Genomic DNA, 11,770 nt, shown 5'->3' with positions numbered 1-11,770 from the left:
CCGGAAGGCGCGTCGCCCGCCGCCATACCCGCCGCCGCCTTCCCAGGCGCCCCGGCCGCGACCGGCGAGGCCTCCACGCGCACATTGCAGGCGCTGCCCGGAAGGGCGAACTCCGCCATCACGGTCGGCACACTCGGCAGTGTCGATGCCTCCGCCGCGGGCCTTCTCGGCCAGCAGAATGGCGGCTTCGGCTTCGATATGTGGCGGGGCTCGTCGCGTGGCAGCGTGGAGCGCTATCTGCGCGAACTGCCCGTCGCAACGGGCTCGCCGATCATGAACGAGCTGTCGCGCCGGCTGCTTCTCACGAGTGCCGAACCGCCCGAGGGCGAGCAGGGCACCTCCTCGCTTCTCGCCATCCGCCTGAACCGCCTCATCGCGGCGGGTCATGCCGATCTTGCGGATCAGCTCGGGCAGAGCGCGCGGGCGGACAAGGCGCCCGACGTCGCCATCGAAAGAGCGCGCGCCGCGCTCGCCATCGGCAAGGACGAGCAGGCCTGCAGCGAGTTGCCCAACATTCCGACCGGCAGCGATCCCGCGCATGACGCGGCGGCGGCCTTCAGCCTCAAGCTTTCGGCCTTCTGTCAGGTCCTGAGCGGAAACAAGAGCACCGCGAACCTCACGCTCGATCTTGCGCGCGAGGAAGGGCTCGACGATCCGCTTTTCTATTCGCTGGTCGCGGAGGCGACGGACGGGCTCAAGCTCAAGGCGCCGGACCCCGCCACTCTCGACATTCTCGATGTGGCGCTCTACCGGCTCGCCAATCGCGAACTGCCCAGGAATGCAGGCCAGATCGCCACCGCCGCCATCGTGCAGACGCTGGCGCGCAACGACAAGCTGCCGCCGGAAATGCGCATTGCCGCGGGCGAGCGCGCGACGATACTCAACCTGCTCAATCCGGCGGAACTCGCGGCCCTCTACAAGCTGCCGCAATTCACGGAGGCGGATTTCGAGGGATTGAAGATCGCCACCTTCCCGGACCAGCCGGTGATGCGGCGGGCGCTGCTCTTTCAGGCGATCGACGCAGAAGTCTCGCCGGTGGAGCGGGCCAATCTCATCAAGGTTCTGCTCGCGACGGGCAAGAGCGGCGGCGTCTATCTCGCGACGGCGGAAGCGCTGATGCCGACGCTGACGGCGATGGCGCCATCGCCCGTGTTTCGCGGCCTGGCGCCCGCGGCCGTCCGCGCCTTCCTCCTCGTCGGCGACCGGGCCCATGCGAGCCAGTGGTATGGGCTCATTCAGGCCGAGGGCGGGCAGACGATCGGGCGCGACGCGCGCGAGCTCGGCGCGCTGATGCGTGTCTCCGATCCGCAGGGACCGGGCGGCAATTCCGAGCAGATTTCCGCCGATATTCTCGCCGATCTTCGTTCCGGCGTGAAATCGGCGCAGAGTTTCGCGATGCTGGAGGTGCTGCTGCTCCAGGCGCTCGGCTATCCGATGCCCCAGAATGTGCTTGCGGCCATTGCCGGCATCGCGCCAGACTCGCAGATAGATCAGTTGCGTATCGCCGGCCAGAAGGGCGCGGTCGGTGAAGTGGTTATGCTTTCGTTATGCGATATCGGGCCAGGGGGGCCGGACAGCGCGAATCCGAGTTTGATCGCGCAAGCCGTCACAAGTCTCAGAGCAGTTCATCTCGAGGTCGAGGCGCGGCGCCTTGCCACCGAGGCTCTTATGGGACGAAGCCATGCCGAACCTGGGTGAGTTCCATGTCTAACGAGTACAGCTCCACGGAGATCCCGGGAAGCCATCACATCGATGCCTTCCTTGAAATGCTGAGCGCCGAACGTGGCGCGGCGCGCAACACGCTAGATGCCTATGCGCGCGATCTGAAGGACTTTGCAGCCTTTCTCGCATCGAGAAACAAAGAAGTCGCCGGCGCCCAGACAATGGATATCCGCGACTATCTCGAAGGGCTGCAGACATCGGGCCTGTCCGCATCGACGGCCGCAAGACGTCTCTCCGCCATCAGACAGTTTCACGGTTTCCTCTATGCCGACGGCATTCGCGCCGACGATCCGTGTAGCGCCATCGAAGGGCCGCGTCGCGCGCGCCCGCTTCCCAAGACGCTCACGATAGAAGAAGTCGATGCGCTGCTTGCGGCCGCGCGTCTCGTCGAGGATGGGCGCTCGCAGGAAGAATCCGTGCGCGCCTATAAGCGCGCCCGCCTCGTCTGCCTCATGGAAGTGCTTTACGCCACGGGCCTGCGCGTCTCCGAGCTTGTGGGCCTGCCGCTTTCGGCGGCGAAGGGCGACGGGCGCTTCCTCACCGTCTCGGGTAAGGGCGGCCGCGAAAGGCTCGTTCCGCTTTCTGAAGCGGCGCGCCGCGCGATCGACGATTATCTGCCGCTCCGCGTGCAGCGGCTCGGCGACAGCGTTTCACCCTGGCTCTTCCCCTCGCGTGGAAGGCAAGGGCATCTGACGCGCCATCGTTTCGCGCAGCTTCTCAAGGATCTCGCGATCGCCGCGAAGCTCGACCCCAATCGCGTCTCGCCGCATACGCTGCGTCATGCCTTTGCGAGCCATCTGCTCGCCAATGGCGCCGATCTTCGCGCCGTGCAGCAGATGCTGGGCCATGCCGATATTTCGACGACGCAGATCTATACCCATGTGCTCGACGACAGGCTCAAGACGCTGGTCGAGGAGCATCATCCGCTGGCGAAGAAGGACACGGGCTCCTGACGGAGGGCCGATTTTTCTTCGCGTCCGGCGCCTGCCTCGCTTATACCCTCCGCCAAAACAAATTGCAGGCGGATGGTCACAATGAGCGAACGAACCGATGTCGTGGTGAATGAACTCTCGAGGACGCTCGGGCTGGAGCGGGTCATCGAGATCGACGAGACGGCGGGCCGCGCCGTTCTCGAATATCGCGTCGGCATGCATATGTGCCATTCGGGCGGCATCGCGCAGGGCGGCTTCGTCACCGGCTGGATCGATCAGGCCATGGCCTTCGCGGCGATGGCCGTCACGGGCCGCGTCATGACGCCGATGTCCCTCGAGATCAAGATCAGCTTCTTCAAGCCTGCGACGCCCGGCCTCGTGACCGCGGAAGGCTGGATCGAGAGGCGCGGCCGCTCGACGGTCTTCCTCGAGGGCCGCCTCCTCGATCCTTCGGGCGAAGTGCTCGCCAAGGGAACCTCCACCGCGCGTCTCATCAAGCTCGCCACCGCCTGACGCCTCACGCGCCGAGAAGCGGACGGCCGAGGCTTTCTGCAGCGGCGCGCAGCTTGTCCGGGTTGCGCATCATGTAGACCGCGTTGATGCGCCCCTCCTCGACATCGAAGCTCACGGCGGAATGGAGCTTGCCGTCGATGAGAAGGACGAAGCCCGGCCGCCCGTTGATGAGAACGGGTTCGGTCTCGTTCAGTTGCGGCACCTTCTTCCTGATGCCGATCAGGAAGCGGAGGATGCGGTCGGCGCCATAGATCGGATTGAGCGCGGCGGCCGCCCTGCCGCCGCCATCCGAATAGAGGATGGCCTTGTCATGGAGGCAGGCGATGAGCGATGCCGGGTCCTCCGCCGTCAGCGCATTGGCGAAGGCGGAGGCGAGCCTTGCGTGATCGGCGGCGCTCGCGTTGAAGCGCGGGCGATCGTCGCGAACGCGGCGGCGCGCGCGGCTCACGATCTGGCGGCAGGCCGCCTGCGACTTGCCGAGAAGGGCCGCGAGATCGGCATAGTCGTAATCGAACACCTCATGAAGGAGAAAGGCGGCGCGTTCTTCCGGCGCGAGGCGTTCGAGCATGTGGAGGAGCGCCATGGAAACGTCGTCGCCGAGCGAAAGCCTTTCCTCCGGCGTCATTTCGGGCGCGCGCCCCGCGGCCTCGACGATCGGTTCGGGCAGCCAGGGGCCGATATAGGTTTCACGCCGCCTCTTCAGCCGCCGAAGCTGATCTATGCCGAGGCGTCCTGCCGTCGTGACGAGCCAAGCCTCGGGCGAGCGGACATCGTCGAGCGGCGCGCCGGCCCAGCGCAGCCAGGTTTCCTGCACGATATCCTCGGCGTCGCTCACCGTTCCCACGAGGCGGTAGGCAATGCCGAAAATCCGCGCGCGGTGCTTCGCGAAGATCGCCGCGCGCGTCTCATCGGTGAGGCTTTCCGGATTTTCCGCCTTCGGTTTCATGGGGTCACTATAGCTCATCAGGCATATTCGGCGCGGAGCCAATAGGTGAGGAGCGCGGCGACGATGGCCGGAAGGAAGACGCCGGGCGCGTCGATCACCAGGTGATGGACGTCGAGGCGGCCCGCCGCCACGTCCCAGAGATGGAGCAGCGCGTGAAGGCCGAGATAGAGCGTCACCGCGGCCAGAAGCGGGAAGGCGGCACGGAGCCAAACGGCGCCCGCAGCCGTCATCAGCGCGATCGAGAGATAGGAGACGCCGATATCGCGCACGAAATGCGGATTGAAGGGGCCCGTATCCGGCACGCCTTCGACGGCGCCATACCAGCCGAGCGGGTCGGCGAGCATGTAGAGGGCGTTGGCGAGCAGGGCGAGCGTGGCAAGGCCCAGCACGGCGCGCTTGAGGGTGGAATGGCGGGTTTCCGTCATGGTGCGTGTCAGGGTCATTGCGGGTTTTCCATTCGTCCGGCGAAGAGGCTCCGGGACTTCGGAAGCAAGACGCGGGAGGCGCGCGACTTGTGACAGGGGACTGCGGACGTTTACCAATGACGCCGGAAAGCGCGCCGAAGAGGGCGCGGAGCGGTTGACAAGGGGCCGCTCGCAAGCCAGTGTGCCGCGCAATTCCCGGCAAAATGGGGATCCGGGCCCAGGATGATTCCGGGGTCAATCCAGAGCGGACAGACGGGACTTTCCTGAGCGCGATGCATACATATCTCGACTTCGAGAAGCCCATTGCGGAACTTGAGGGCAAGGTCCAGGAGCTCAGACTTCTGGCCCAGGAAGATCCGTCCGTCAGCATTTCCGACGAAGTGGCCAAGCTCGAGCAGAAGGCCGCGCAGCTTCTTCAAGACGTCTATTCGTCGCTGACGCCCTGGCAGAAGCTCCAGGTCGCGCGCCATCCGCGCCGTCCGCATTTCGTCGACTATGTCGAGCGGCTGATCGAGGACTTCACGCCTCTCGCCGGCGACAGGCTCTTCGGCGAGGATGCCGCCATCATGGGCGGCGTGGGGCGTTTTCGCGGGCGCTCGGTCATGGTCATCGGCCATGAAAAGGGCTCCGACACTCAGACGCGCATGAAGCACAATTTCGGCATGGCGAAGCCCGAGGGCTATCGCAAGGCCGTGAGGCTCATGAAGCTCGCCGAACGCTTCGGCCTTCCCGTCATCACGCTCGTGGACACGGCCGGCGCCTATCCCGGCATTGGCGGCGAGGAACGCGGCCAGGCGGAAGCCATCGCCCGGTCGACCGATTGCTGCCTCGCGCTCGGCGTTCCGCTCATTGCTGTCATCATCGGCGAGGGCGGTTCGGGTGGCGCGGTCGCGCTGGCGACGGGCAACCGGGTACTCATGCTCGAGCATTCCGTCTACAGCGTCATCTCGCCCGAAGGCGCGGCGTCGATCCTCTGGCGCAGCGGCGACAAGGCGCAGGACGCCGCAACGGCGATGAAGATCACCGCGCAGAACCTGCATCAGCTCGGCGTCATCGATCGCGTACTCCCAGAGCCTGTCGGCGGCGCGCATCGCGAGCGCGCGCAGATGATCAAGGAGACGGGCGACGCGATCGAGGAAGAGTTGCGCGGCCTCGAAAGGCTCGACGGCAATACGCTCCGCCGCCTGCGCCGCGAGAAGTTCCTCGCCATGGGGCGCGTCGGCGTTCTCTAGTTCGGCCGCCGCGGAAGGCGATCAGCCGAGCATCTCAGAAAAAGCCTCGCGCACATCGTCGGCGAAGAGTTCCGGCTCTTCCATGGCGGCGAAATGCCCGCCCTTTTCCATGATCCGCCAACGGACGATATCGTAGCTTCGCTCCGCCCATGAGCGCGGCGTCAGGGGCAGAACGTCGATCGGATATTCCGAATAGGCGGTCGGCACGCTCACGCGCTCGCCGGGCCCGAGCGAGGCTGAGCCTTCGGCGGGACCGGCCTTGTAGAGCGTGTTCGCGGAATTGATCGTGCCGGAGAACCAGTAGATCGAGAATTGGGTCAGGATCGTGTCGAAGGGGAAGCGCGCGATCATGCCTTCCATCGTGTCCGACTTGTCGGTGTCGCCGAGGCGGTAATATTTGTCGGCAAGCCAGCCCGCGAGCCCTGCGGGGCTGTCCATGAGGCCGAAGGCGAGCGCCATGGGCTTCGTCGACTGGATCGAGCGATAGCCTTCCTCCTGCCGCCACCAGGCTTGCATCTCCTTGATCCAGGCGGCCTCTTCGGCGCTCACGGGCGGCTGCGAGGCGTGCTTCAGATTGGGCCGGAGCGGCAGCATGGTGAGATGGATGCCAAGCAGGCTTTCGGCATGCTGGAGGGCGAGGCGGGATGTGACGAAGCTCCCCCAGTCGCCCGCTTGCGCGGCATAGCGCTCATAGCCGAGCACTTCCGTCATGAGGCGATGCCAGAGATCGGCGATCGCCGCCGGGCCGATCGGGAGGCGCGGCTTCGACGAAAAGCCATAGCCGATGAGCGAGGGCACGACGACATCGAACGAGGGGCCGGACCGCCCGTATTTCTCGGGATGGGCGAGCGGATCGACGACATCGAGAAATTCGCGGTAGGTCGATGGCCAGCCATGGGTGAGGATGAGCGGCACCGCCGCCTCGCCGGAGCCGCGCTCATAGAGAAAATGGATGTCGTGATCCTCGCCATCCGCATCGGTGAGGGTGGCGAGGAATTGCGGAAAGCGGTTCAGCGCCGCTTCCGACTTCCGCCAGTCGAAATCATCCCGCCAATATTCGACGAGCCGTTCCATATAGGGCAGGCTCGTTCCGTATTGCCAATGGTCATTGCCAAGGGGCTCGTTCGGAAAGCGCGTGCGGCCGAGGCGCCACTTCAGATCCTGAAGCTCCTCCTCGGGCACATGCAGCGTGAAGGGATCGGCCGGGATGATGCGATGGGTCATGCGGCCTTCAACTCGTTGACGAAGGCGCGCAGCTCGTCGGCGAAGACCTTGCCCGTCTCGAGCGCGGCGAAGTGACCGCCATGCTCGAAGTCGGTCCAGCGGGTGACGTTGTATCCCTTCTCGACCATGGAGCGCGGCGGCCAGAAGAGAAATTCCTTCGGGAAGTTCGCGACGCCTGTCGGCACCTCGACCTTCGTTCCCGGCGCCATGGCGCCACCTTCCTCGAGGAAGCCGCGATAGTACCAGGTCGCGGTGTTGAAACTGCGGGTGACGAGGTAGATCATCACATTGGTGAGGAGCTGGTCCTTCGTATAGGCGTTTTCGATGTGGTCGGGCTTGCCTGCGGCGCGCCGGTCCGACCAGCCGTTGAATTTCTCCACGATCCAGGCGGCGGCGCCCACGGGGCTGTCCATCATGCCGTAGGAGAGCGTCTGCGGCTTGGTCATCTGGATGCGCATATAGGCGCTCTCGGCCTCGAAGACGGCGCCGTAATCGGCCGCCCATTTCAGCTCCGCCTCGCCTTCCGGCATGACGGCGGGGCGAAGCCCGAACATGTTGAGATGAACCGCCTTGCAGCCGCCCCCCCGGGGTTTGGCATGCTCATAGGCGAGCCAGCCCGAGACAAGGGAGCCCCAGTCGCCGCCCTGGGCGATATAGGCGTCATAGCCGAGCACCTCGCGCATGAGTTTGTCCCAGAGAGCGGCGGTGCGCTTCGGCCCGAGCGGCTTTTTCGGTTTGCCGGAGAAGGCGTAGCCCGGCAGGGAGGGGATGACGAGATTGACGCCGTCTTCCGCCTTGCCGCCGAATTTCTCGGGATGCGCGAGCTGCTCGATCACGCCATAGAACTCGAAGACCGAACCCGGCCAGCCATGCGTCAGCAGCACGGTCTCGGGCGCGGCGCCCGATCCTTTCACATGCAGAAAATGGATTTCCTGGCCATCGACCGTCGCCTTGAACTGCGGGAAGCGGTTGAGCTCGGCTTCGGCCTTCCGCCAGTCGAAGCCGTTCGTCCAATAGGCGCAAAGCTCCTTCATGTATGCCATGTCGGTGCCATAGGCCCAGCGGTCGCCGCCCGCGTCGATCTCTGGCATTTCGTGCCACTCATAGGCGCGAACCTTTGCAAGGATCGCGTCGATCGTCGCCTGCGGTATGTCGATCGTGAAAGGGGCGGGCGCTCCCATGGGCTTGCTCCTCGGAAAGTTTGTTCTCGTTGGCGCGCATTATGGCAGCGGCTCCCGCCGCCGCAATCGCGTATCGAGATTGCCCCGCGGGCATTGCGTCACTAAGCTCCAACAAAACAATATTCCGAACGAAGCGGGAGAGGACGTTGGCACAAGAAATTGTGGAGGAGGCGCGCCCGGCGGCCGGCTCGCCGGAGGGCGTGGAAAGGCGCGCACGGTTTCAGCGCCATTACGCGCTCATTATTCTGACGCTGGCCTATACGTCGAGCCATATCGACCGCGGCATCGTCAACATCGTGCTGCAGCCGCTCAAGGACGAGTTTCAGGTCAGCGATACATGGCTCGGCCTGCTTTCGGGCCTCGCCTTCGCGCTCTTCTATGCGACGCTCGGCATTCCGATCGCGATGTGGGCGGACAGAGGCAACCGGCGCAACATCATCGCGCTCGCCGTCACCGTGTGGAGTGCGATGACGGCGGCCTGCGGCCTTGCCACGAACTTCACGCATCTGTTGCTGGCACGCATCGGCGTCGGCATCGGCGAAGCGGGATCGAGCCCGCCCTCCCACTCCATGATCGCGGACCTCTATCCCAAGGAGCAGCGCTCCATGGCGATGGCGATCTATGCGATCGGCGTCTATGCGGGGCCATGCTCGGGCTCGTCGTCGGCGGCTATGTCGTGCATCACTATGGCTGGCGCATGACGTTCTACGTCGTCGGACTGCCGGGGCTGCTCATCGCGCTCCTGGTGCGCTTCACCATCAGCGAGCCCGTTCGCGGCAATTCCGACGGGCTTGCGCATAATGCGGCGCTCAAATCCAACATCTTTCAGGTCGCCCGGCATCTCTGGACCACGAAGTCGGCGCGCCATATCACGATCGGGTTGACGCTTGTTTCCTTCGTGGGCTATGGCGGGCTCATCTTCGGCCCGTCCTTCTTCATGCGAAGCCTCGGCATGAACCTTCAGGAAGTGGGCCTCATCTTCGGCATTATCGCCGGTTTCGTCGGCGGCTTCGGCGCGCTGACGGGCGGCTATCTCGCAGACCGGCTGTCGAGGCGGGATGCACGGTGGAATGCGTGGGTGATCGCGGTCGCCAAGATTCTCGGCATGCCGCTCTTCATCATCTTCTACACATCCTCCAACCTCGCGCTGATGATCCCGATCTATATCGTTTCGTCGATCCTCGGCGCCTTCTATCTCGGGCCGAGCTTCGCCATGATCCAGAGCCTGACGCCGCTCCATATGCGCGCGCTTGCCTCGGCGGTCATGCTCTTCGTGCTGAATTTCATCGCGCTCGGCTTCGGGCCGCTGACGGTCGGCATCGTCAGCGACTTCCTGCACCCCTATTTCGGTGACGAAAGCCTGCGCTGGGCGCTGTTCGGCACGTCGTTCATCGGGGTCTGGGCCGCCGTTCACTACTACTGGGCGGGCAAGACCTACAAGGATGACCTGAAGAAGCTCGAAACGGCGTAAGGCGCCTGACGCGCCACAAACTGAAACGCCCGCCTCTTGTTCAAGAGGCGGGCGTTTTACTTTGCTTGCCCGTGAAGAACGCCTCTCCGCAAGATCGGACCCGTTGCCGGTCAGAGGACAGCTCCGGCAAATTGGGCCTTCCAGGCCTCAATGCGCTCGAAGGGCAGCGTGATCGCCAAGGGTGCCGGAGAGTGGATCCGCTCATGGAGGAGATCGGTTCGCGCACGGTCGAGGACGGGTAATCCGAAATCTCGACCTGCTTCAATCGCACGATTGTCGACGCTCAAAATGAGAGCGCGGCGCTTGTGTGTCAGGGCATGAACGCCGGCATGAAGGCGCGTTCCGACGTAATCGAGCGAAATGTTGCTGGACAGCAATTGGCTAAAGGCTCGGAGCGAAGGTTCAATGAATTCGATCTTTGGAAGGGACAGCGACCTCGCATAAGCGAAGTCGCCAACGCCCTGAAGCCAAAGGAAGACCTTTGAATAGGAGCGCTCAAGCGCCTGCAGGACAGAGCTGTCATGCTCGGGATGTCGATTGTAGTCAGTCAGGGTCGCGACGACGGCGTCACCTTTTTCGGAAGGAATCTGCGCGCAATGATCGGGCGTAAGGTCCCACATCGTGACGCATGATGTGTTCACGACATTGGTGATGCCTGCCTCGGCGAGCTTTTTCTGCGTGTAGGCGTCGCGTACCGAATGCAGTTTTGTTGGGTGCAGAACTGCCTGTAACAGCTTGCGTGTGTAGCGGTTGGGTGCGTCCTGGTACTGCCACCAGCCGACGCCGAGCAGCAGCAAATTCTTGAGCCGTTTTCGTTCCGCACGGCCGATTTTCCACTGATTGTACTTGTTCATATTGGACGACAGCAGATTTGTGCCGCCTACAAAGCTGAAGTCCGACTTTTCCACGAGGGCATAGGACGTCTCGCCGATGATCTCGTGCGTCGGCGTGTTGACGAAGAACCTGCCGGGCAGCAGGGCGCCGAGCTGGCGCCTCACGGCATCCATGATGATCTGGTCACCGAGATTGGTGCTTGCGACCGCTGTGTCGAAAATCGTTACGAGGCGGCCATAAGGCAACGCGTCAGCCTGTTTTATGCCGCTCATCGGCGCTCTTTCCGGAAGGTCTGATTTGCAGGTCCGAAGTCTGGACGCCGCATGCGGGACATGTTTGGGGAACCTGACGTCAGCTTGCCTGCGTCTCCGGTGTCAGTTCAAGGGTTGGCGCTTTCTCGACGATCACGCGGCCGCTCGGCGCGTTGATCCTGCATTCCGCTCTCGCCCTCTCGATCGCCTCGCGGCTCTCGCCGAATTCGATGAGTGGGTAGGTTACGAGCTTGTCCTCGATGGCATCCTTGATTTCGTCATAGGGCGCCGTCTCCGAACCCCTGAGTGCGACCCAACGTCTCTCTTCCTCCGGGTGCACGTAGAAGAGCACCAGCGCAGGCCGATCAATCGTGGTGGCGAACCCGTGATAGGAGTGAAAATGCTGCGCGAATATCCCCACCGAATTCGGCCGGTACTTCGCCTTCGATTGTGGCTTGAGATTCTTGTCGTAAAGGATCGTGCCATTGCGGTCGGCTTCGTCCGCCGTGACTTCGCGGCTGGGAATATAGAAGACCATCGACAGGAATTTCGGCGGAATGTCTGTATGAATGTTTTGGAAGCGGCCGGGCTCCGAGTAGACGTATTCGAACTCTTCAGCATGAATCCTGATCGCATTGACGAGGCCCTGATGCGGATCAACGTAGAACTTTGCGAGAAGGGCGCGCTTCACGTCCGGGTCTGAAAACAGACCGCGGATGTACTGCGTCTCCGGATCGTTGTTCTCGCGCAGATTGAAACGGCGGTTGACGAAGGCCTTGTTGTCCTGTGTACGCTGCTTCAGCTTCTTGTGGTCGCGGTAATAGTGCATCCGCCTCTCGATGGAGTGGTAAAGCTCATCCGGAAAGATGCCTTCTATGAAGAGATGATAGAAAGGCTCCCTGCCCACGACCGTGCCTTCAATCTTGGCCAGCACGTAGCGCTTGTAGCTTTGAAAACGGTCGTCGCTATAGGGGATGAACTGCGGATCGTTGAACCCGAGAAGCTTCTTCATCCATTCGACAGTTCGCATGGCTTGACC

Annotated in this window: 10 protein-coding genes and 1 pseudogene; 5 read left to right on the top strand and 6 right to left on the bottom strand. The window is 63.4% G+C overall.

The features are described from left to right. From WBG82_RS04895 to WBG82_RS04885, 3 genes are all read left to right on the top strand, one after another. Positions 1-1,698 (top strand): hypothetical protein (locus WBG82_RS04895; protein WP_424422091.1); only part of this gene is annotated, 1,698 nt, incomplete at its 5' end. Positions 1,699-1,703: 5 nt separating this feature from the next. Then, positions 1,704-2,675 carry a site-specific tyrosine recombinase XerD gene (gene xerD / locus WBG82_RS04890; protein ID WP_424422088.1) on the top strand — a complete coding sequence of 324 codons (972 nt, stop codon included), beginning with the start codon at positions 1,704-1,706 and terminating at the stop codon, positions 2,673-2,675. An 81-nt stretch (positions 2,676-2,756) separates the two neighbouring features. Continuing rightward, positions 2,757-3,167: a PaaI family thioesterase gene (locus tag WBG82_RS04885; protein WP_424422086.1), complete on the top strand. Its 411-nt coding sequence runs from the start codon at positions 2,757-2,759 to the stop codon at positions 3,165-3,167. 4 nt (positions 3,168-3,171) lie between these two features. Here the strand turns inward: WBG82_RS04885 and sigJ are convergent, their stop codons facing one another. After that, positions 3,172-4,131 carry an RNA polymerase sigma factor SigJ gene (gene sigJ, locus WBG82_RS04880; RefSeq protein ID WP_424422084.1) on the bottom strand — a complete coding sequence of 320 codons (960 nt, stop codon included), beginning with the start codon at positions 4,129-4,131 and terminating at the stop codon, positions 3,172-3,174. Beyond that, positions 4,131-4,556, bottom strand: coding sequence for a hypothetical protein (locus WBG82_RS04875; RefSeq protein ID WP_424422082.1), 426 nt, complete (start codon positions 4,554-4,556; stop codon positions 4,131-4,133). The genes sigJ and WBG82_RS04875 overlap by 1 nt, the downstream gene beginning before the upstream one ends. A gap of 254 nt (positions 4,557-4,810) precedes the next feature. Between WBG82_RS04875 and WBG82_RS04870 the strand changes: the two genes are divergently transcribed. Continuing rightward, the gene (locus WBG82_RS04870) at positions 4,811-5,770 is read left to right on the top strand and encodes an acetyl-CoA carboxylase carboxyltransferase subunit alpha (protein WP_424422080.1); all 960 of its coding nucleotides are present in this window, start codon (positions 4,811-4,813) and stop codon (positions 5,768-5,770) included. A 21-nt stretch (positions 5,771-5,791) separates the two neighbouring features. Here the strand turns inward: WBG82_RS04870 and WBG82_RS04865 are convergent, their stop codons facing one another. Beyond that, positions 5,792-6,994: an epoxide hydrolase family protein gene (locus tag WBG82_RS04865; RefSeq protein ID WP_424422077.1), complete on the bottom strand. Its 1,203-nt coding sequence runs from the start codon at positions 6,992-6,994 to the stop codon at positions 5,792-5,794. Further along, on the bottom strand, positions 6,991-8,175 hold the full coding sequence (locus WBG82_RS04860) for an epoxide hydrolase family protein (RefSeq protein WP_424422075.1): 1,185 nt from the start codon (positions 8,173-8,175) through the stop codon (positions 6,991-6,993). Before WBG82_RS04860 ends, WBG82_RS04865 begins: the two co-directional genes overlap by 4 nt. Before the next feature lie 41 nt (positions 8,176-8,216). Between WBG82_RS04860 and WBG82_RS04855 the strand changes: the two are divergent. Then, positions 8,217-9,646, top strand: a pseudogene (locus WBG82_RS04855) (spinster family MFS transporter). A 110-nt stretch (positions 9,647-9,756) separates the two neighbouring features. Here WBG82_RS04855 and WBG82_RS04850 read toward each other — a convergent pair. Both WBG82_RS04850 and WBG82_RS04845 read right to left on the bottom strand, forming a co-directional pair. Further along, entirely contained in the window at positions 9,757-10,752 is a 996-nt protein-coding gene (locus WBG82_RS04850) for a polysaccharide pyruvyl transferase family protein (protein ID WP_424422072.1), read from the bottom strand. A 79-nt stretch (positions 10,753-10,831) separates the two neighbouring features. Then, positions 10,832-11,761 (bottom strand): hypothetical protein, encoded by a 930-nt coding sequence (locus tag WBG82_RS04845; protein WP_424422069.1) that lies wholly within the window; start codon positions 11,759-11,761, stop codon positions 10,832-10,834. Positions 11,762-11,770: the final 9 nt, after the last annotated feature.

The organism is Parvibaculum sp. (genome assembly GCF_049671045.1).
Lineage (GTDB): Bacteria > Pseudomonadota > Alphaproteobacteria > Parvibaculales > Parvibaculaceae > Parvibaculum.
This window is presented reverse-complemented; position numbering and strand designations above follow the sequence as displayed.

Coding starts and splice junctions, on each gene's coding strand:
- xerD (WP_424422088.1), top strand. CDS start 1,704: ATGTCTAACGAGTACAGCTCCACGGAGATCCCGGGAAGCCATCACATC.
- WBG82_RS04885 (WP_424422086.1), top strand. CDS start 2,757: ATGAGCGAACGAACCGATGTCGTGGTGAATGAACTCTCGAGGACGCTC.
- sigJ (WP_424422084.1), bottom strand. CDS start 4,131: ATGAGCTATAGTGACCCCATGAAACCGAAGGCGGAAAATCCGGAAAGC.
- WBG82_RS04875 (WP_424422082.1), bottom strand. CDS start 4,556: ATGACCCTGACACGCACCATGACGGAAACCCGCCATTCCACCCTCAAG.
- WBG82_RS04870 (WP_424422080.1), top strand. CDS start 4,811: ATGCATACATATCTCGACTTCGAGAAGCCCATTGCGGAACTTGAGGGC.
- WBG82_RS04865 (WP_424422077.1), bottom strand. CDS start 6,994: ATGACCCATCGCATCATCCCGGCCGATCCCTTCACGCTGCATGTGCCC.
- WBG82_RS04860 (WP_424422075.1), bottom strand. CDS start 8,175: ATGGGAGCGCCCGCCCCTTTCACGATCGACATACCGCAGGCGACGATC.
- WBG82_RS04850 (WP_424422072.1), bottom strand. CDS start 10,752: ATGAGCGGCATAAAACAGGCTGACGCGTTGCCTTATGGCCGCCTCGTA.
- WBG82_RS04845 (WP_424422069.1), bottom strand. CDS start 11,761: ATGCGAACTGTCGAATGGATGAAGAAGCTTCTCGGGTTCAACGATCCG.